Origin of the sequence: Halomonas sp. DP1Y21-3, from assembly GCF_019801245.1 — a bacterium.
GTDB classification, from domain to species: Bacteria; Pseudomonadota; Gammaproteobacteria; order Pseudomonadales; family Halomonadaceae; genus Halomonas; species Halomonas litopenaei.
Map to the genome: position 1 here is coordinate 71455 of NZ_JAHVJM010000005.1, position 20223 is coordinate 91677.

The window sequence follows — 20223 nt, forward strand, 5'->3', positions numbered from 1 at the left end:
ATCAGGCGACGATTGTAGCTAGGATCGAGGTCGTGTGCATCCGCTATCGTGCTTGGGCGCAGCCATGAATAAGCCGTTGCGCAGACGGTGCATTGTCAGGAGGACGCCACCAGCAGGCCGACATGCTCAAGGCCTCGGTCCTTGAGGTGCAGCGCCTGGAGGCGGCTCATGACACCCTGGTCACAATAGAGGAGATAGCGGGTGTCGGGATCAAGCGCATCGCTGCGGGTCGCCAGTTCATAGAAGGGAATTTGATCGACGGGGCAGGCGAGTGGCCCAAGCGGACGGCGCTCGACGTCGTCCGGGGGCCGCACATCGATGACCCGGGTCGCCGTTCGGGCGAACTCGTGGAGCCCTCCAAAGGAGACTTCTGCCAGAGGCTCCTGGGAGGGTGCGCTGACGCCTTTGGATACTGGCGCATCGACAGGCTGGCGAGTGGCGCTGGCCAGGGCGCGATCCAGCAGGTCGGCCGGTAGTCCGGCCTCTGCCACCTGAAGTTCCTTCAGCGACGCCTTGACCCTGGGGCGGCTGGACATCCCGCCGCAGTACTCGGGCATTCGGCTCGACGCCTCAGCGGTAGCGATCCGGTGGGCTTCATCGATGATGGTCTGCTTGTCATCGGTCAGCAGCGGTCGCAACACCGGCAGGTGGCTGGCGCGGTCGATCAGGCCGAGATTGGTCAGTGTCTGGCTCGATACCTGGGCGATCGCCTCTCCTGTCACCAGGGCGGGGATGCGCGCGCGTTGCGCGACTCTTGCGGCGGCCTCGATCATCAAGCGCTTGAGCACCAGCGACACCAGGCCATCAGGTACCTCGCGACGCAGTGTCTCGACCACTTCCTCGAAGGGAACGGTGATGAAGTTGGCCTTATGGGAGGCGCTGTATCGTTGCCACAGGTCTCGGGTCAGCGCCTTGACCGCGCTTTCCTGTTCCTGTCCGCCAAAACGAAAGAGGACAAACTGACACTTGATGCCGCGCCTGAGCATCCGATAGGCCGCCACCGGGGAGTCATAACCCCCGGACATCAGTACCAGTGCCTCTCCCTGGGTGCCTAGTGGAAAGCCACCGAGGCCCGGCCCAAGGTCGACTTCCTCGATCAAGGTGTCGCCATCGATCCGCAGTGGCATCACTAACTCGGGGGTGCTCAGGTCGACCCTGGCATCAGCAGCGTGGGCGAGCAGCGCTGCGCCCAGCGCACGCTCTACCTCCACCGAACCGAAGTCGTGATGTCCCTTGCGCTTGACCTTGACCTTGAAGCGCTTGCCTTCGATGTCCGATGCCCGTTCGCACGCCAGTTGTTCGATGGTGTTCCGCCAGTCCCCAAGCGGCCTGTTACGTGTCCTGGCCGCGCGCTGAACGCCCGGTATCCGGGTCATGCTCGCTTCCAGTGCCAGACGATCGCCGCGAGAAAGCTCCCGCGGAAGTCTTACGACCAGATGGTCCCATTGGGCAACGACCTTGGTCTTGGGCTCCTGGCGCCTGAGTGCATTGCGCAGATTGGTGGCCAGGCAGCGACCCATGTGGCGTCTCACCGAGGCGGACTTGGTGGCGATGTCGGCAGAAAGGGAAAGACGATATTCCATGGTGTGAACGCCGAAACTACGATGTAAGAATAGTAACCTTGATCCAGATCAAGTTTGCTGGAGATCTTCGAGATTCCGCCGACGGCAGGGGGGCGATCGGCGGGGGGCAGGAAAAAAAGAGGAAAAAATGCGTCAGTACAGCGCTTTTTCTTCCTGTACGACCTCTTTGAGAAGCTCCAGGAAGAGCCGGTCGGCTTCGGAGTGCTCCTCGGCGCTGTCAGGGATATGAATGCTGGTGGTGTCCGAGATTTCGTTGGCAATGTCGGCCATGACGCCACTATCGCTGCCACTTTCCAGGTGCCGGCGGGCGATCTCTAGAGAGGTCTCCAGGACCTTGGGGTCCTGCAGCAACTTTTTGATAAAGCCGGTCAATTCATTGATGACACGGGTTTTTTGAATTTCGGATGAGGCCATCGGTGACTCCTTGGCTAGGCGCTTGATCCAAGGGATTACGATAGCATGTTTGTGGACTGCTACGGGACAGGTTTGCTGTAGGGTGATGTTGTGGATTCTGTCAAGTGGTGCCTTGCCTGACCATGATGACATTGAATGACGAGATGTTACCGAATGTGTTCGAATGTGAGAGGATTGTAGTTGTAACAGTAGTTGTGGCTGGATGGGATGTTAGCAGCGTTGGGGAAGCGCTCGACAATCGGCGCTACAGGGAAACTGCTCGCCCATCCCGGGGATGATGAGAATGGTAGCGCCGAAGCAGCACGGCTGGTCCTGCAGAATCCGGGGTTGTTGGGCTAGTTCGTTGGTACTAGATTCAACTGTACTGGCTGCGGCCATTGATAATTAAGGGAACACGAATGAAAACGATCCGCCGAGAACCTCGCTCTTCCATGGTGCGGCCGCTGGTCAGTGCCATCGCATTGGCCTCTACGTCAATGCTGATGGGGTCAGGAGTCATGGCCCAGGACGCGCAGACATTGCCGCCTGGCACGACATCGCCCGGTGCGGCGACCCTGCGTGACGTCGTGGAGCAGACCATCAATACCAATCCTGAGGTGCTAGCGGCCTGGAATGGCTTCCAGGCGGCGGGCCACGATGAGCGGGTGGCCTTTGGGGGCTATCTGCCTCAGATTGACGTCAATGCAGGCGTCGGCCTCGAGGATCGTCAGAACGATCAACAGGGCAGCTACGACACCGACTATGTCGAGGTGACGCTGAACCAGATGATCTATGACGGCTTCGCCACCGCCAGTGAGGTCGAGCGTCTGAGCCGGGCAGAACTGGTACGCTACTACGAGCTGCTGGGGGCGAGTCAGGACGCGGCGTTGGACGCAACTAATGCCTATCTTGATGTTCAGCGTTACCGTCGCCTGGTGGGCCTGGCCCAGGACAACTATCAGAAGCACCTGGAGGTCTACCAGCAGATCGAGGCCCGCGCTCTGTCAGGTGCCGGTCGTCGTGTCGACCTCGAGCAGATCAGCGGTCGTCTGGCACTGGCCGAATCGAACCTGATCACCGAAGCCTCCAACCTGCACGATGTGTCTGCGCGATTCCAGCGTCTGGTGGGGGAATTGCCGCCGGAAGCGTTGGCGCCGGCGCCGACCTTCGCCGAGCAGCTACCCGCTGACGTCGCCCAGGCGTTGCAGCTAGCCTACGAGGGTAACCCGGACTTCCATGCCGCCATCGAGAACATCGAGGCCGCCCGCGCCGAGCGTGAAGGCACCAAGTCGCCCTTCCATCCCAGGCTTGACCTGGTGGGCCGCAGTGGTACCTACAAGGGCAGTGACACCGACGGCGACTTCATTTCCGACAATGATCATGAAGACCGTCACAGCATCGAACTGGTGGGTAGCCTCAATCTGTATCGCGGCGGCAGCGACCTGGCGTCGTTCCGCGCCGCCAGTGATCGCGTCGAGCAGGCGGTCAATCTGCGTGACAAGGCATGCGTCGACATTCGTCAGACCACCACCATCGCCTACAACGACACCCGTCGTCTGCGCGACCAGTTGGAATACCTGAACGAGCACCGTCAGACGACCGATCGCGTACGCGGAGCCTACAAGCAGCAGTTCGATATCGGTCAGCGTTCGCTGCTCGACCTGCTGGACATCGAGAACGAGTATTTCGAGGCGAGTCGTGCCTATGTGAACGCGCAGTATGACGTCGCTCTGGCAGATGCGCGCACCCTGCGTGCCACCGGTAGCCTGCTGGAGGTGCTGGAGGTGCGCAAGGATGGACTGCCGAGCCTCGCCGAGCTGGACAGCAACGGTGTGTCGATCACGCCGGATATCGTCTGTCCGGCGGTAGGTCCGCGGTCCTACAGCATCGAGGAGCTCACCGGCTCCACACGGGCTCCGGACGTCGTCATGCCTGCGGACGCTCTGTTCGAGATCAACAGCTACGTGCTGAGTGCGAGCGCCAAGCAGGAACTGAGTGCGTTGGCCGACCGTATCCGTGGCCGTAACGACCTGGTCCGGGTATTCATCGCTGGCCATGCGGACATCTCGGGTACCGATGCCATCAATGATCCACTGTCGCGTAATCGAGCGGCAGCGGTGGGCCAGTACCTGGTCAGCCAGGGCGTCAGTGCTTCGCTGATTGAAACCCGGGGCTATGGCTCGCATCGGCCTGTTCAGTCCAACGACACCGTCGAAGGTCGTCGCCAGAACCGTCGAGTGGAGATCACACTTGAACGCAGTGGCGAGAATCTGGACATGGGGGCATTGCCTGGTTCCGCCGGTGATGACAGTGTGTCCCTTGCCTGGGCGCGAGGGGAACACGGTCGCGGCCTGGAGGGCTAGAAGCTCAGTGGATGATCGCGTCCTCGCTTCTCGGGGACGCCATTTCCCGGAATATGGATGCAACTGCCACGTTCTGGTCCTTGCATTGCCGCAAAGGAAGCCGTGACGACAGCAGGGATGATAGGCCGGGTCGCACGGAAAGGGCGTTCTGGTACAGCCATCGGCCGACAGAGAGGTTTACGTGGACGATTCACGAGTTGCGGATGAAGCAGAATTTACAACACCTGAAGCGCAGGAGCAGGACGAAGACAGAGGCCCAGTCAAGGATGAGTTGCTGGAAGTGCTGCTGTCGATTGCTCACTACCACGAGCATGATGTCAGTGCGGATTCCCTGAGAGCGGGCCTGCCGTTGGAAGATGGCGCACTGACGCCAGGGATATTTCCCCGGGCGTCGGAACGTGCCGGGCTGACGGCGCGACTCGTCAAGAGTCGCCTCGTTCAGTTGAACCCTGCGCTATTTCCTGTCGTGCTGTTGCTGGAGCCAGGGCGCGCCTGCGCATTGCTCGATATCGACGTCAAGGCGCGTACCGCGCAGGTGATTTACCCCGAATTGGGGCAGGCGTCTGTAGAAATCTCGCTGGACGAGCTTCACGAACGTTACAGCGGGACGGCGATCTATACGCGGCCGCGGTTCCGTTTCGACGCCCGGTCGAAGGATGTCAACGAGAAACGTTCTGGGCATTGGTTCTGGAGCGTGATCAAGGAAAACAGACGCCTTTACCGTGACGTGATACTGGGCTCCGTCGCCATCAACATCTTCGCGCTGGCGATGCCGCTGTTCGTTCTCAATGTCTATGACCGCGTGGTGCCCAATCACGCCACCGAGACGCTGTGGGTGTTGTCCATCGGTGCCCTGATCGTACTGGCATTCGACTTGACGCTCAGGTTGATGCGTTCGAGCTTTGTCGATCTTGCGGCCAGTCGAGCTGACGTCAAGCTCTCGTCGCGTATCATGTCTCGCGTCATGGGGATGCGGATGGAGGCCAAGCCTGCCTCGACCGGTTCCTTTGTCTCGATGCTGCAATCCTTCGAGTCGGTTCGGAGCTTTATCGGCTCCGCCACCGTGATCGCCATGGTGGACCTGCCGTTCGTTCTGATGTTCATCGCCATCATTGGCCTGATAGGACCTGCACTGGTCATTCCTATCGTGGTTGGCGTGCTGTTTATCTTGCTCTACGCCCTCGGTGCCCAGGGAAAGCTGCACGACTTGTCGGAAACGACCTTGAAGGTAGGGGCGCAACGTAACGCTACTCTGGTGGAATCGGTCTCCCAGCTCGAGACGGTCAAGACGCTGCGGGGCGAGAGCCGAGTTCAGGGGCAATGGGAGCAGGCCAGCGCCTTCCTTTCGCGTACCGGCGCTCAGCTGAAGTTTCTCGGAACCTCGGTCACCAGTATCGCCCAGTGGACCCAGAATACCGTCGGTATCTGCGTCATCCTTATCGGCGTCTATCTGATCATCGACGGCAATCTCTCCCAGGGCGGGCTGATCGCTGCCTATATGCTGTCGTCTCGTGCGCTGGCACCGGTCAGCCAGGCCGCCGCACTGCTTGCTCAGTATCATCAATCTGCCACGGCCCTGGAGTCGTTGGATAGAGTGATGGAAATGCCGGTGGAACGTGAGGAAAAGAGCTACATCGATCGTCCCGCCGTCAAGGGACTGGTGAAGTTCGACAAGGTTACCTTCCGCTACCCCCAGGCCGAGAATGACAGCCTTCGCGACGTCTCTCTGTCGATAGCACCAGGCCAGAAGGTGGCGCTGCTGGGACGAGTCGGCTGTGGCAAGACCACGTTGCAGAAGTTGCTGCTCGGTCTGTACCAGCCGACGTCGGGAGCGGTGCTGATCGACGATGTGGACATTCGTCAGTTCGACCCTCTGCAGTTGAGGCGACATATCGGCTATGTGCCTCAGGACGTTCGCCTGTTCTACGGCTCATTGAAGGACAACATCATCGCCGGTGCCGGCAGCGAAGGTGTGGATGACGATCTGCTGCTCAAGGCCATCCGTATCAGTGGGCTCGATGGACTCGCCAGCACACACCCTCAGGGCGTCGAGCTGCAGGTAGGCGAAGGCGGACAGATGCTTTCGGGTGGTCAGAAGCAGGCGGTAGCGATCGCGCGAGCCATCGTGCACGACCCGGCGATCTTGTTGCTGGATGAGCCGACCAGCGCCATGGACCACGCCAGCGAGGAGGCCTTCAAGCGCAACCTCAAGGATTACGCTGGGGGCAAGACGATGGTGGTGGTGACGCACCGCACGTCCCTGCTGTCGCTGGTGGATCGTATCGTGGTCATCGACTCTGGCAAGGTGGTCGCAGATGGTGAGCGTGACAGCGTCATGGATGCGCTGCGCAAAGGCCAGATCGGGAGGGCCAGCTGATGTCCAGCAAGAGTGCCGAACAGAAGGGATTCGAAGGCGTCGGTCGCGTATCACGCAAAGGTGGCAAAGTCTTTCGCCCCTTTATCGACCGGTTGTTTGCGCGTCGCGTCAGCGCATCCCATCTCAACAGAGATTGGGCGAGCGACGCTGACTGGGCGCGAATGCAGCAGGATCCTCTGCGCGCCAGGCTGATGCTGTACATGGTTGTCGTGGCGATCATCTGCGTGATCGTCTGGGCCTGCTTTGCGCCGATCGATGAGGTGACACGCGGCAGCGGCAGGGTCATACCCTCCAGCCAGCTTCAGCGGGTGCAAAGCTTCGATGGAGGCGTGGTTCAGGAGATTCGCGTCAGCGAAGGTGATTTTGTTTCCACCGGCGATCTGCTGATGCGCATCGACCCGACGCGTTTTCTCTCGAACTTCAACGAGAACCGGGCGAAGGCGGAAACCCTGCAAGCCAAGGCCGAGCGACTGAGGGCGCTGGCTACCGGGTCGGACTTCTCTCCGTCGGAGGCATTGATCGAGCAGGCGCCCAATATCGTCTCCCGTGAGCGCGAGCTATACCACAGTAGTCTGGAAACGCTGGATGAGCAGAAGCAGATACTGCAGGAGCGACTGGCACAGCGCCGGGCGGAGCTCAACGAGGCGACTGCGCGTCGCAACGCAGCCAGTCGCGAGCTGAATCTTGCCAGTCAGGAACTCAACATGACGCGCCCTCTGCTGTCCAGCGGGGCGGTCTCAGAGGTTGAAGTGCTGCGCTTGCAGCGTGAGGTCTCCAGGGCGAGTGGTGAGCGCAATCAAGCGACGGCTCAGGTGTCACGGCTGGAGTCGGCGATTCAGGAGGCGCTGGGTGAGCTTCGCGAGGTCGATGCGAAGGCACGCAATGAGTGGCGTCAGGAGCTGTCGGCGACCCTGGGTGAACTGTCGGCCCTGGACGAGTCCAGCGAGGGGCTCCAGGACAGGGTGCGTCTCTCCGAGATCCGCTCGCCGGTCGATGGTGTCGTTCAGCGTCTGGCGATCAATACGATCGGCGGGGTGGCTCAGCCCGGTCAGGAGGTGGTCGATATCGTCCCGACCGACGACGCCCTGGTGGTCGAGGCCAAGATCGCGCCGCAGGACATCGCGTTTCTACGCCCGGGCCTGCCTGCGACCATCAAGCTGACGGCCTATGACTTTTCCATCTATGGCGGGCTGGATGCCCAGCTGGAGCACATCAGCGCGGACACTACCACCGATGAAGAGGGAAACACCTACTATCGGGTTCGAGTACGAACCGAAGACAGCGCGGAAGCCGAAGCGGTGGATGTCATTCCGGGCATGACCGCTCAGGTGGATATCCTGACCGGCAAGCGAACGGTGATGCAGTTCCTGTTGAAGCCGGTACTGCGCGCCTGGGGTAACGCGATGGGAGAGCGGTGATGACTCGATACCTGGTCTATCAAGGAAGTAGCGAGGTACCGCGCTGGAATGATGCCTTCAGTGAACTGGAAGTGGTCGCTCCTCACAGTGTCATCGACCATGCCGTCAAGGGCGATCTCGCCTGGGTAGTGGTTGAAGGTGGCGACTGGACGGGACTGTGCACGCGTTTGGCCAGCAAGGGAGTGCTGGTGTCGGTGCTGTCCTTCAATCCGCATTCCGCTGAAGCGTATGAAGCCTTCACCGCTGGCGCCAGGGGCTATGTCCACGCGCTTTCTACCCCCGAAGTGCTGCGTCAGGTCGATGTCGTGGTGAGGCACCGGGGCATCTGGCTTTGGCCCGAGTTGATGGACAGCCTGGTGGGCGGTGTCTTCAAGGCCATGGGTGGGGCGCCTGCCGTGCACCACGACATGCTGGAAGGTTTGACCGAGCGCGAGAAGGATGTTGCGCTGGCTGTGGCGGAGGGCCAAAGCAACAAGCTGGTGGCGCGAGAGCTCGGTATTACCGAGCGAACCGTCAAGGCCCATCTCGGGGCAGTCTTCCGCAAGTTGGGGGTCAAGGATCGGATGCAGTTGATCCTGCGCCTCTCCAGGGATCGTTGACGGCGAAAGAAGTGGTCATTACCGCGCGACAGTTTGAAGGGGGCTTTTAGCCCCCTTTTTCTGTGGTAGAACGGTTGATCTGATGTCGTCCAGTGCAGGCGTCTCGTTCTCTGCACCTTACTCCGGAAATAGAGCCCTGGAATAGTGCCGTTACTTTTCGGTCTGGGAAAGTCGTTGGTTGAAGTAAGAGATTATCTTTATATTTTGCAATAAACACTTCTTAACTGTGCATTTGTGGGTTGTTCCGATGGAGAACTCTCCCACTTGACCTACTAGACAGTATCGCCCGCACGGGGCCGCCCCTATTTTCTGTGGAAACCCAATAAGCAGAAAGCACGGGGCTAAACCCATGAATATCATTGCTACCGCAGGAAGTGTGTGGATTGTCGACCAGGCAGGCGAACAGCGGGTGGCCAGGCCCGGCGATGTGCTGCAGCCAGGCCAGCGACTTGTCGCCGGAGATGACGGGCGAGTGGTTGTTTCGTCAAGTTCCGGACAGCTACCGCTGGTGCTTGAATCAGGCGAGACAATGGAAATGCCGCTGGGCCAGGGCGACGCCCAATCGTTTCCCTCAGATGAGTTGCTTCTTGCGCAGACTGTCCCGTCCGAGTTGATTCAGGCTTCGCTGCTGCAGGACGAGCAGTTGGAAGAAGTGTTCGAGGTGCTGGAATCGGGCCGGGACCTCTTCGATGTCTTCGACGAGCCTGACGCGGGTCCGGGTGCTGGCCCCGGCAACGACAATGGGCATTCTTTCGTCCGTCTTTTGCGTATTCTCGAGCAGGTTTCTCCACTCGCCTTCGAGTACGGCCTGGACTCGTCCGATGGACAGGAACCCCGACTATTCCTGGGAGATATCGTCGATGGCGACAACCCTGGCGAGGAGGGGGGCGAAGAGGAAGAAGACAACGATGTCAGCCTAGGCGGCTTGGAAGGTGGTCCAGACGGCTCCGGTATAGACCCAGACGCTGGTGATCTTCCGGGGGGGCTGGAAGGTGCCGAGCTCGTGGTACGAGAGTCTGCGCTAGCCCAGGGTAGTCGTCCATCGGCGGACGCCTTGGCGCAGTCCAGCAGTTTCAACTTCGACACTCCCGATGGTCTCGGCGCGCTGACGTTGGGAGGGACGCTCTCCTTGACGCTGGCGGACCTTCAGGCCCTGGAGGGGACTCCCAGGTCCCTCGATACGCCCCATGGCATCCTCTGGCTTGATGGTTTTCAGGGTGACGCCACTGGCGGGACCGTGCTTTACCACTTTGAGCTGACCAATACCGTCGACAATGACGAGACGCAGGGGGCCACCGATGGCGGCTTCCTGGAGCAGATCGAAGTGACGGTGACGGATGTCGATGGTGACGGCCGCACTGCCAGCCTGGATGTGCTGATTCTCGATGATGTTCCCGGCATCGAGCTGGGCGGTCCCGCCGAGGTGGGGGAAGCCAGTACCATCGAGGGGAGCTGGAGCGCCGTTGATGGTGCTGATGGTGTGGCCAGTCTCGTTGTGTCGGTCGCTGGCATCGATGAGTCCTTTGCGCTGGGACAGGAGATCGTGCTCGAGGAAGGACGGTTGATCGTGGAGGCTGATGGAAGTTGGTCATTCACCGCTGCCGTCGGACTCGATCAGGGAGCATCACCGTCGGTGGAGTTCAGTCTGGTACAGACCGACGGAGACGGTGATCAAGCCGATGCTCACCAGCGTATCGAGATCTTCGACGCAACCGTCCCGACCACCCCAACGGATGGCGGTGATCCGGATGCGGCACCGGACGAGGTGGTGCTCGATGAGGACGGCCTGGATGGCGGTATCCCCGGCGGTGATGGCGATGTCGCGGGCGAGGCCACGGTCATCACCGGTGCGCTCGGCTACGACTTCGGCGATGACGGGCCGGCAGTCAGCGGCGCCTTTGCCTGGTCGCAGGTGGGTCTGCCGGCGTTGAGCTCCCGCGGTGAGGTGCTGAATTTCGCCGTGTCGGATGATGGCCTGAGCCTGGTGGCGGCCACGGCAGCGGGCGAAGACGCGCTGCGCATCACCCTGACAGACCTCGCCAGCGGTGCCTTCGAGGTGAGCCTGCTGCGTCCGCTCGACCATCCGGAAAATTCCCCCGAGGACGATCTGGCCATGTCGGTCGGCTACACCGTCGCCGATATTGACGGTAGCGAGGCATCCGGCCAGCTCGACGTTCGCATCGATGATGATACCCCGGTGGCGTCGGTGACCACGGGGAACACCCTGATCGACGCCAACGCCAGCTCAGGCGTTATCCAGGTGGCCGAGGGCGCCACCGTCGAAGGCAACTGGTCTCTGAGCCCCGGCGCGGATGGATTCTCCGTCATCGACGTACTGATCAATGGGGCGCCCCTGAGCTTTTCCAGTCTGCCTGGCAGTGACGAGCAGACCACGTTGACCCTGGCGCAGGGCGACCTGACCCTGAGAGGTGACGGTAGCTGGTCCTTTACAGCAGCCAGCGGGCTCGACAACAGTACGCCGCAGAACGTCGATGTCGTGCTTCGCGTGACCGATGGTGACGGTGACGTCGTCGAACTGGATATCAGTGGCGAGATCCTGGATGCATCGGGGCCCACCACCCCAACGGATGGCGGTGATCCGGATGCGGCGCCTGCCGAGGTAGTGCTCGATGAGGACGGCCTGGATGGCGGTATCCCCGGCGGTGATGGCGATGTCGCGGGCGAGGCCACGGTCATCACCGGTGCGCTCGGCTACGACTTCGGCGATGACGGGCCGGCAGTCAGCGGCGCCTTTGCCTGGTCGCAGGTGGGTCTGCCGGCGTTGAGCTCCCGCGGTGAGGTGCTGAATTTCGCCGTGTCGGATGATGGCCTGAGCCTGGTGGCGGCCACGGAGAGGCGCTGCGCATCACCCTGACAGACCTTGCCAGCGGTGCCTTCGAGGTGAGCCTGCTGCGTCCGCTCGACCATCCGGAAAATTCCACCGAGGACGATCTGGCCATGTCGGTCGGTTACACCGTCGCCGATGTTGACGGTAGCGAGGCATCCGGCCAGCTCGACATTCGCATCGATGATGATGCGCCGGAGGGCATCGTCTCGGAAGCTTTACTGCTTGAAAATGGCAGCACTGGAAAACTGGCACTTCCGGGCGGGTATGGTGCGGATGGGCAAGGGGCCCCGATCCGCTTCGACGGTGCGCTGGATGGGGCGCCGGTGGAAGACGTCAATGGCAACACCATCATGTTGGATGGCGGACCACTGTCCTGGAGGCTGGCCGACAATGGGGTCGAGCTGGAGGCGGTGACAGCCACCGGACAGGTAGGCTTCAGCGTGGTGCTGGATGAATCAAGCAATCAGGCCCGTCTTGTTGTCGGGGAAGGTGAGCTGTCTGTTTTCACTCGGCTTGATGGTGACATCGTGGCGACCGCCATTTCGCAGAGCGCGACCCAGGGTGTGCTGGATGTCTCCGAGGGCGGTCTTGATTCGCAGCTGGTGTTCTCCGCGGTGGCCGGCGTTGCGATTGCCGACGGATCACTCATCGTCGGGGCGGGACAGATTGATGAAGGAGACCAGCTGCGTGTCGATATGGTCGCGGGGGCCGAGGAAACCGGCGGTGTGGTGTCCTGGGACTCACATGTGCGCGTCGGCGAGTTTCGCCAGAGTATCTCGATGGCTGGCGCTGACAACGCGCGAGCCACCCTGCTGCTCAGTGCCCGGGCCTACTCGTCACAGCAGGGGGAAGATGAGCCTCTGCCGCTGTCGGCCGGGGACCTGCGCATTCTCGATCAACGGGGCGTGGATGTGACGTCGGAGGTTCAGATCGATGTCATCGATGGGGATCTCAAGGTTGAAGGCTTGCAGGATGGCTGGTCGTTTGTCATCAACAGCGCCGAGGGCATCCAGGCCATCATCATCGAAGGCGGGAACGGTGAACCCTTTGGGCTTGGCAGCGTCGACATCGTCCGTGGGGCTGCGCCAGGAGACGCATCGGTGCCGCTGCCCCTCGAGGCTGCCGATGGCGACGGTGACAAGGCGTCCGGTGAGCTTTCCTTGATCCTGTCAGGCCCGGGTGAGCTCGTGGTGAGCAACAATGCCAACAATACAATCACCACAGGTGGGGGCGACGATGTCGTCATCGCGGACAAGGGTGGGGCAACGATCATCATCGACCCAGCAGGCAACTATAACCTCTCCTTTATTCTCGACTCGTCGGTCAGCATGAATGCAGAAGTCGATACGCCCAGGCCGGATGGATCGGGCAACTATACCCGCCTCGAGCTGCTGAAGGCAGCAATGCTGCGACAGCTCGAGACCCTGGCAGACTTCGAAGGTACCTTGAATCTTCAACTGATCGATTTCGACGGCGTAGCACGAAATCCTGTCGTGTTCGAAGACTTCAGTAGTGCTGACCTGGCTGCGGCCAGGGCCTATATCCTCGGTATGGAAGCCAAGGGATCCACCAATTTCGATGCAGGCTTCGTTGCCAGTACGGACTTCTTCACCCGCATGTCGGATATCAACAGCTTCGAGTCAACGGCGGTCTTTGTCACCGACGGGCTACCGACAATCTGGCTGGACGAGGATGGCAAGCTGGTGATCCCGGATCCGCTGGAGCCCGGTTCTCTTGCGGCGGTGGAGGAATCGGTGGCGTCCTTCGAAGCACTGCTCGAAGTGGCCGATTCGGTCCACGGGATCGGCATAGGGGAAGATAGTCTGGTTGATTACATCCGCCATTTTGACAATACCGACATCCTGGCGAGTGACGTCGAGACTGCGTTGGAAGACGGCAATACCTATACCGGATCCGCCGGTGAGATCAACGTGGTCAACACCGAGGAAGATCTGAATCTTGCTCTTGATACGGGGTCAAGTACCTCGGATCTAGAACCCTTGGGGAGTGACCAGGTATTTGCCGGGGCGGGGGATGATCTTGTATTCGGAGACACGGTCAACTCCGATGATCTCGAATGGGTTAACGGCGATTCCGGGGAGGAGTTTTCATCGGGAGAGCACAATGGTCTAGGTTATGAAGGCCTCTATGAGTTTCTGAAGTGGTCTCCCGATTTTGGCAATGGCACCGCGCCAACGACTGATGAGGTCAAGGCGTATGTTCTGGCCAACGTAGATTCACTGATGAACCTGGAGCGCCAGGACGGTGGTATCGATGAGCTATATGGTGAACAGGGCGATGATGTCCTGATAGGCGGCGCAGGGCAGGATGTTCTGGTGGGCGGTAAAGGAGACGATGTTCTGTGGGGAGGCCTGGATAGTGATCAATTTGTATGGGATGCCGCAGACGCCGAGGTCCCTTCTGTTGATCGTATCGAGGACTTCACTCTCGGAACCACCGATCAAGCTGACAAGCTCGATCTGAGCGGTCTGTTGATCGATGGCGCTGCGTCGGACCTGTCCAGCTATCTGGTGGCTGTCGACGAAGGCGAGGATATTCTCCTGAAGATCAAGACCGATGGCGGGATTGACGCGTCCGGGAACAACGCTGACCTGACCATCGAACTGGGCGGCCTCGGTGTGGCCGGAAGTGGTGAACAGGTGCTGCAGCAGATGCTTGATGATGGACAATTGATCGTCGAGTGACGATGCGTTTTGCAAAAGGGCCTGGCGATGCCAGGCCCTTTTTGTATGCGTCAGTTCACATTCGAGTATCAACAGCAGGACTTTCCTTCAGAAGCAGCCAGTGATGACTGTGGTGGTCTTAGCGATGCCGGGAAAGGAGACATCATCCAGCTGCTGACGCCTTGTCATGTTTTGCTTTGCAGCTTCGCTATTTCTTCCTTCGTTTGTGCGAGGATTGTTCTTTAGTACGGTGCGTGTGCTCCCTTGCCTGTCATTTTTAGTGTTGTATGGATGAAATCACATTAGGAACAGGTAAAGTGTCATGGAAGATGCCGTAATCGTCGCCGCTTCAGGAGGCGTCTGGATAAAAGACGCCGAAGGAAATCTGAAGGTGGCCTTGGCGGGAGATCGCCTTGAAGAGGGGAGTGTTCTGGTAACAGGGCCGACGGGAGTGGCTCGAATAGATGGGGGAAAGGGCCTGCTCGACGAGCACAGCCTGCCCAAAGGTATCGCCGGCGGTCCCGGCGACGCCCCGGGAACCGAGGTGGTGAACACCGGCTGTAACGACAGCGCGAGCGCCAACCTCGGGTTCGACTCTGGGGCTGATGGTGCTGCCGTGCAGGGTGCTTTCCGCTGGGACCTCGACGGGCTGCCTGAGTTGACCAGCCGAGACTCTCCAGTCGAGTTTGTGGTGAGTTCAGACGGCTACACCGTGATGGGCAATGATGCTGATGGCGAGCGGGTCCTGACCATTAATCTGGTGGATGCCGAGACCGGTGATGTGGTGGTCTACCTGAGCAAGGATGTCGACCACCCGGAGGGCGCTCAGGAAAGCGATCTGTCGCTCGAGTTGGGCTACGCCATTACCGACAAGGACGGCTCGACAGTGCGCGGGACGCTTGAGGTGGTGATCAATGACGATACGCCAACCATCACCGGCATCGATCCGGAGGGATTCATTGCCGCGATGGAAGGGTCAAGCCGAGCAGCCGCGCTACCGCTATTGGCGGAAGAGGATGAGCTGGCCTGGAGTCTGGGAGAGCCTGCGTCCAGCGCTGACAGCTCCTATGCCACTGCGGTCGATGTCTTGGGCAATATGCTGGATCTAAGAGAGTTGCTCGAAGACATCGGTGATCTGGAAGGTGGTGAAAAGGTCCTGGCCATCGCAGATGGCGAAGACACCGTGGTCCACGTGAAGCTCGATGGAGGGCTCTTGCAGGACGGCAGCAATGCGGATGTTCAGGTGACGCTAACGGGGGTGTCCATGGACGGAAGCAGTGACGACTTTCTGGTCAGGCTGCTGGAGAGTTCACAGCCGGATATCGGTTGAGCGAGTGGCAGCACGCCCGGCTGTAGCCGGGCGTGCTGGCAGGATGACGGCAGTGCTTTCTGGCCAGACAGGGTTGTCAGGCCGGCTGCTGTCGGTCAACGGCAGGTTGCGGTGACGCCAGTCGTTGCACCATTGCCGTCACCATACGGCTGGAGTGATCCGCCGCCTGCTCGAGGAATTCCTCGAAGGACAGGTGGTTGTCACCTTGCCCGGCGATATCGGACAAGGCGCGAATCACCACGAAGGGGCAACCGTAGAGGTGGCAGGTCTGGGCAATCGCGGCCGCCTCCATTTCTGCCGCCAGCATGGTGGGAAAGCGGTTGCGGGTGCGCGAGACAAGATCGGGGCACGCCATGAAGACGTCGCCGGTCGCGATCAGGCCCTCGACCACCTTGACCTCAGCCATGCCTTCGACGCAGTCCCGTGCCACCCGAACCAGGCGTTCATCCGGGAGATAGGCCGCCGGCATATTGGGCACCTGGCCATGTTCGTAGCCGAATACCACCGCGTCGACATCGTGGTGGCGCACCTCGCTGGACACCACCACGTCGCCGATCGACAGTCCTTCGCCGAACCCGCCTGCGGAACCCGTGTTGATGATCGCCTCGGGCTGGTAGTTGTCCAGCAGCAGCGTCGCCCCGATGGCGGCGTTGACCTTGCCGATCCCGGATTGCAGCAGTACGACCTCGACCCCATGCAGGCGGCCGATGTAGAAGGTGGAGCCGACGTGGGTGCGGGTCCTGACGTCTTCCAGCTGGGCCGCCAGTTGGGCGACTTCCTGCGCCATGGCTCCGATGATGCCAATGCGTTTCATGCGATTCCTCTTGAGGTGGAGCTTCGGCTCAGGCGAAGACCTGGTGCCACTCGTCACGCTTGGCCAGCAGGCCTTTTGCCAGCTCCTGGGCGCCTTCCAGGCTGTGGGATGCGGCCCAGCCACACTGCATTTCGTTGCAGGCAGGAACTTCGGTCGCTGACAGCACGTCGTTGAGCGTACCCTCGATCAGTGCCAGCACGTCGTCGTAGTCGTCGTGGTTGATCATGGCGATATAAAAGCCGGTCTGGCAGCCCATGGGGCTGATATCGACAACCTTGTCCGAGTGGTTGCGCGACAGCTCGGCCATCAGGTGCTCCAGGGAGTGCAGGGCAGGCATCTCCATGTGCTCCTTGTTGGGCTGGCAAATCCGCAAGTCATACTTGTGGATGCGATCGCCGTTGGCGCCGGTCTTGATATCTGCCAGACGCACATAGGGGGCGCGAACCTTGGTGTGGTCGAGGTTGAAGCTCTCGACATTCATCTTCTTGTCGCTCATGGAGTGTCTCCGTGATCCTGTGTTGGATGGGCGCGATGCTACGTCAATTGAGTCCATCACGCATGGATGTCGCAAGTGCAGGTTCAGCCGTCGGGAGTTTCGCGATGCTGGCCGTCATGAATGTCTGCGGCCATCAAGGTGTTTTCCAGCAGGCTGGCTACCGTCATCGGGCCAACGCCACCCGGGACCGGTGTGATGTGACCTGCACGTCGGGCGGCCTCGTCGAAGTCGACGTCGCCCACCAGGCGCCCATCTTCCTGTCGATTGATGCCCACATCGATGACGATCGCGCCGTCACGTACCCATTCGCCTTTCACCAGTCCTGGTTTTCCGACCGCAACCACCAGCAGTTCCGCCTTGCGTACCTGGGCCTCGAGGTCACGGGTAAAGCGGTGACAGACGGTGGTCGTGCAGCCCGCCAGCATCAATTCCAGTGCCATCGGCCGTCCCACGATATTGGAGGCACCGACCACCGTGGCGTCGAGGCCTCGCACCGCTAGACCCGAGTGATGCAGCAGCGTCATCACGCCCTTGGGGGTGCAGGGGCGCAGCAGCGGCAGACGTTGGGCCAGCCGTCCCAGGTTGTAGGGATGGAAGCCGTCCACGTCCTTGCTTGGCAGGATGCGCTCGAGGATAGGGCGAGCGTCCAGGTGGTCGGGCAGCGGAAGTTGAACCAGAATGCCATCGATGGATGCGTCGGCGTTGAGCTGGTCGACCAGGGCTTCGAGCTCTGCCTGTGATGTGGAAGCGGGCAGGGCGTGTTGAACAGATGAAATACCCGCCTGCTCGCAGGCGCGATGCTTGTTGCGTACATAGACGTGGGAGGCGGGGTCTTCACCGACCAGCACCACAGCAAGCCCCGGGATGCGTTCTCCGGCATCGATCCGCGCCTGTACCTGACGGGCGACCTGCTGGCGTACTGTGGCGGCAATGGACTTGCCATCGATGAGCTGGGCGGTCATGGGGTTCCCTCGGTCAGAAGTGGGTGTGCTGGATGAAATTGGCGGCCACGGATTTTCGCACGCTCCGCCATCCAGGCAAAGCTTGAGCCCGAATGACAACAGGAATGTCTCGGTAGCCTGTTGACTTGGCGGGAAAGTTCCGTAGAATACGCAGCGCTTGCAGAGACTGCTTCGGCGGTTTGCATGGCCGAGCGGCTGGCCGGCGGGGTGTAGCGCAGTCTGGTAGCGCGCCTGCTTTGGGAGCAGGATGTCGGGGGTTCGAATCCCTCCACCCCGACCACAACAGCTTGTTGGAGAAGAAGTTTTTCTCGAAAAGCGGGTTGTGGTGAAGAGTTCGGTTCTGTAGAATGCGCCTATAGCTCAACCGGATAGAGCAACGGCCTTCTAAGCCGTAGGTTGCAGGTTCGAGTCCTGCTGGGCGCGCCAGTGAAGTTTGCTGGTAGCTGCTTTTGACAGGCTCGGGCAAAGGTTGTAGCGGTATTGTCCTGATATGGTGGATGTAGCTCAGTGGTAGAGCCCCGGATTGTGGCTCCGGTGGTCGTGGGTTCGATCCCCATCATCCACCCCATTCAGGCGATGCAAGTGTGGTCAAGCCCGAACGTGGGTTCGGTAGCTGACAGGTTGTGGTGGATGTAGCTCAGTGGTAGAGCCCCGGATTGTGGCTCCGGTGGTCGTGGGTTCGATCCCCATCATCCACCCCATCAACCTGATTCCTTCCCCGAGTTTCTTTCTTGAACAAGTCGTTGTCGAATCTGAAGCTGGCAGGCAAAGTTGCTTGTCCGGCGTTTTGTCGTGCCTGTGTTTCGCCCTCGGCGGCGGTCGTGTCGTCATTCGGTGGCCACGAATTTTCCGATAGCCCCTTGTAAAAGACATGCCAGGCCCCATGTTGTGGGCGTTGGCGCTTGCCAGTGCCCGGCGGGATTCTTAGAATCTCCCCTTTGACGTTTTCAATTTTTCAGTACGCCCCCAGTCGGTAGAGGATTATTCATGCAAGTTTCCGTCGATACGACCTCCCAGATCGAACGCCGCATCAACGTCCAGGTGCCGGCCGCCGAGATCGACGAGGCCGTCGCCGCCCGTCTCAAGGATGCCGCCAAGAACGTTCGTCTCGACGGTTTCCGCAAGGGCAAGGTGCCGATGTCGGTCATCCGCCAGCGCTATGGTGCTGATGTGCGCAACGAGGTGGTGGGCGAGGTCATGCGTGAGCGCTATGTTCGCGCCATTACCGATGAGAAGCTCAATCCGGCCGGCTACCCGCAGATCGAAGCCACCGTCAACGAGACCGGCAAGGACCTGGAGTTCACTGCCACCCTCGAGGTCTATCCTGAGTTCGAGCTGGCGACCATTGAAGGCGCCGAGGTCGAGCGTCCGGTGGTTGAAGTGACCGATGCCGACGTCGACGAGATGATCGAGACGCTGCGCAAGCAGAACGCTGCCTGGGAAGAGGTTGAGCGTGCTGCAGAGCAGGGCGATCAGGTCAATATCGACTTCCAGGGCTTCCTGGGTGACGAGCCGTTTGAAGGCGGCAGCGCCGAGAGCCACGATCTGGTGCTGGGTTCCGGCAGCTTCATCCCCGGCTTCGAGGATCAGCTCGAAGGTGCCAAGGCGGGTGAGGACAAGGTCATCAGCGTGACCTTCCCCGAGGACTACCAGGCAGAGCAGCTGGCCGGCCAGGAAGCGACCTTCAAGGTCAAGGTCAACGCGGTCAAGGGCCAGGCGCTGCCGGAAGTCGATGCGGAATTCATCGAGAAATTCGGTGTCGAAGGTGGTGACGTCGAGGCGTTCCGCGCCGAGGTCAAGAAGAACATGAGCCGTGAGGCTGACCAGGCGGTCGAGAATCGCGTCAAGCAGCAGGTGCTCGAGGCCCTCAAGCAGGCCAACGAGATCCCCGTTCCCGAGTCGCTGGTCCAGCAGGAGGTCGATGGCCTCAAGCGTCAGGCGGCGCAGCAGTTTGGTCTGGGCGAGGACTTCGACGTCAGCCAGTTGCCCAACGAGCTGTTTACCGAACAGGCCAAGAGCCGCGTGCAGGTCGGTCTGCTGCTGGCTGAGGTGATCAAGGTCAACGAGCTGGATGCTTCCGACGACGAGATCAAGGCAAAGGTCGAGGAGCTTGCACAGCAGTATCAGGAGCCCGAGCAGGTCGTCGAGTACTATATGGGCAACGAGCAGATGAAGACCCAGGTCAAGTCTGCACTGCTGGAAGAAAAGGCCGTCGACGCTTTGCTCGATCAGGCCAATGTGAAGGACGTGGAAATGTCCTACCAGCAGGCCCTGGCTGCCGCGCAGCAGCAGCCGGGCGACGAGGCGGAGGAAGGCGAGGACGCTTGAGGCGCCTCTCCTGGCCGGCCCCGTCGGG

At 60.6% G+C, this 20223-nt stretch carries 13 protein-coding genes and 4 tRNA genes; 12 read left to right on the forward strand and 5 right to left on the reverse strand.

Annotation, left to right across the window (positions count from 1 at the left end; translation table 11 throughout):
* Positions 1–95: 95 nt before the first annotated feature.
* A complete protein-coding gene (gene thiI / locus KUV74_RS15095) occupies positions 96–1583 on the reverse strand; it encodes a tRNA uracil 4-sulfurtransferase ThiI (RefSeq protein ID WP_222516760.1) in 1488 nt (495 codons plus the stop codon).
* A 132-nt stretch (positions 1584–1715) separates the two neighbouring features.
* The gene (locus KUV74_RS15100; protein ID WP_045994775.1) at positions 1716–1997 is read right to left on the reverse strand and encodes a hypothetical protein; all 282 of its coding nucleotides are present in this window, start codon (positions 1995–1997) and stop codon (positions 1716–1718) included.
* A 398-nt stretch (positions 1998–2395) separates the two neighbouring features.
* Here KUV74_RS15100 and KUV74_RS15105 point away from each other — a divergent pair, with 398 nt between their 5' ends.
* The 7 genes from KUV74_RS15105 (at position 2396) to KUV74_RS15135 (ending at position 15595) form a co-directional block, all read left to right on the forward strand.
* Entirely contained in the window at positions 2396–4339 is a 1944-nt protein-coding gene (locus KUV74_RS15105) for a TolC family outer membrane protein (RefSeq protein ID WP_249742783.1), read from the forward strand.
* 271 nt (positions 4340–4610) lie between these two features.
* On the forward strand, positions 4611–6716 hold the full coding sequence (locus KUV74_RS15110; protein ID WP_222516887.1) for a type I secretion system permease/ATPase: 2106 nt from the start codon (positions 4611–4613) through the stop codon (positions 6714–6716).
* Positions 6716–8134, forward strand: coding sequence for an HlyD family type I secretion periplasmic adaptor subunit (locus tag KUV74_RS15115; protein WP_045993760.1), 1419 nt, complete (start codon positions 6716–6718; stop codon positions 8132–8134). The genes KUV74_RS15110 and KUV74_RS15115 overlap by 1 nt, the downstream gene beginning before the upstream one ends.
* Complete coding sequence (locus tag KUV74_RS15120; protein ID WP_222516761.1) at positions 8134–8733, forward strand: helix-turn-helix transcriptional regulator; 600 nt, start codon at positions 8134–8136, stop codon at positions 8731–8733. The genes KUV74_RS15115 and KUV74_RS15120 overlap by 1 nt, the downstream gene beginning before the upstream one ends.
* 349 nt (positions 8734–9082) lie before the next feature.
* Positions 9083–11608, forward strand: a complete 2526-nt coding sequence (locus KUV74_RS15125; RefSeq protein WP_222516762.1) for a retention module-containing protein — start codon at positions 9083–9085, stop codon at positions 11606–11608.
* 26 nt (positions 11609–11634) lie between these two features.
* On the forward strand, positions 11635–14286 hold the full coding sequence (locus tag KUV74_RS15130) for a type I secretion C-terminal target domain-containing protein (protein ID WP_222516763.1): 2652 nt from the start codon (positions 11635–11637) through the stop codon (positions 14284–14286).
* Between the two features lie 301 nt (positions 14287–14587).
* Entirely contained in the window at positions 14588–15595 is a 1008-nt protein-coding gene (locus KUV74_RS15135) for a DUF5801 repeats-in-toxin domain-containing protein (protein WP_108133368.1), read from the forward strand.
* A gap of 76 nt (positions 15596–15671) precedes the next feature.
* Here KUV74_RS15135 and mtnN read toward each other — a convergent pair whose 3' ends face one another.
* The 3 genes from mtnN to folD all read right to left on the reverse strand — a co-directional run bounded on the left by mtnN (position 15672) and on the right by folD (position 17867).
* Positions 15672–16409: a 5'-methylthioadenosine/S-adenosylhomocysteine nucleosidase gene (gene mtnN, locus KUV74_RS15140; RefSeq protein ID WP_045993756.1), complete on the reverse strand. Its 738-nt coding sequence runs from the start codon at positions 16407–16409 to the stop codon at positions 15672–15674.
* 28 nt (positions 16410–16437) lie between these two features.
* Positions 16438–16905: an S-ribosylhomocysteine lyase gene (locus KUV74_RS15145; RefSeq protein ID WP_108133369.1), complete on the reverse strand. Its 468-nt coding sequence runs from the start codon at positions 16903–16905 to the stop codon at positions 16438–16440.
* Between the two features lie 83 nt (positions 16906–16988).
* Entirely contained in the window at positions 16989–17867 is an 879-nt protein-coding gene (gene folD, locus KUV74_RS15150) for a bifunctional methylenetetrahydrofolate dehydrogenase/methenyltetrahydrofolate cyclohydrolase FolD (RefSeq protein WP_045993754.1), read from the reverse strand.
* A gap of 203 nt (positions 17868–18070) precedes the next feature.
* Between folD and KUV74_RS15155 the strand changes: the two genes are divergently transcribed.
* From KUV74_RS15155 to tig, 5 genes are all read left to right on the forward strand, one after another.
* Positions 18071–18147: transfer RNA gene (locus KUV74_RS15155), tRNA-Pro, on the forward strand.
* Positions 18148–18216: 69 nt separating this feature from the next.
* Positions 18217–18293, forward strand: a tRNA-Arg gene (locus KUV74_RS15160).
* Between the two features lie 67 nt (positions 18294–18360).
* Positions 18361–18435: transfer RNA gene (locus tag KUV74_RS15165), tRNA-His, on the forward strand.
* A 58-nt stretch (positions 18436–18493) separates the two neighbouring features.
* Positions 18494–18568: transfer RNA gene (locus KUV74_RS15170), tRNA-His, on the forward strand.
* A gap of 286 nt (positions 18569–18854) precedes the next feature.
* On the forward strand, positions 18855–20195 hold the full coding sequence (gene tig / locus KUV74_RS15175) for a trigger factor (protein ID WP_045993753.1): 1341 nt from the start codon (positions 18855–18857) through the stop codon (positions 20193–20195).
* The last annotated feature ends 28 nt before the right edge of the window (positions 20196–20223 follow it).

Excerpts from the sequence above, each read along its gene's own strand:
- thiI (WP_222516760.1), bottom strand. The coding sequence starts at position 1,583 with ATGGAATATCGTCTTTCCCTTTCTGCCGACATCGCCACCAAGTCCGCC.
- KUV74_RS15100 (WP_045994775.1), bottom strand. The coding sequence starts at position 1,997 with ATGGCCTCATCCGAAATTCAAAAAACCCGTGTCATCAATGAATTGACC.
- KUV74_RS15105 (WP_249742783.1), top strand. The coding sequence starts at position 2,396 with ATGAAAACGATCCGCCGAGAACCTCGCTCTTCCATGGTGCGGCCGCTG.
- KUV74_RS15115 (WP_045993760.1), top strand. The coding sequence starts at position 6,716 with ATGTCCAGCAAGAGTGCCGAACAGAAGGGATTCGAAGGCGTCGGTCGC.
- KUV74_RS15120 (WP_222516761.1), top strand. The coding sequence starts at position 8,134 with ATGACTCGATACCTGGTCTATCAAGGAAGTAGCGAGGTACCGCGCTGG.
- KUV74_RS15125 (WP_222516762.1), top strand. The coding sequence starts at position 9,083 with ATGAATATCATTGCTACCGCAGGAAGTGTGTGGATTGTCGACCAGGCA.
- KUV74_RS15135 (WP_108133368.1), top strand. The coding sequence starts at position 14,588 with ATGGAAGATGCCGTAATCGTCGCCGCTTCAGGAGGCGTCTGGATAAAA.
- mtnN (WP_045993756.1), bottom strand. The coding sequence starts at position 16,409 with ATGAAACGCATTGGCATCATCGGAGCCATGGCGCAGGAAGTCGCCCAA.
- KUV74_RS15145 (WP_108133369.1), bottom strand. The coding sequence starts at position 16,905 with ATGAGCGACAAGAAGATGAATGTCGAGAGCTTCAACCTCGACCACACC.
- folD (WP_045993754.1), bottom strand. The coding sequence starts at position 17,867 with ATGACCGCCCAGCTCATCGATGGCAAGTCCATTGCCGCCACAGTACGC.
- tig (WP_045993753.1), top strand. The coding sequence starts at position 18,855 with ATGCAAGTTTCCGTCGATACGACCTCCCAGATCGAACGCCGCATCAAC.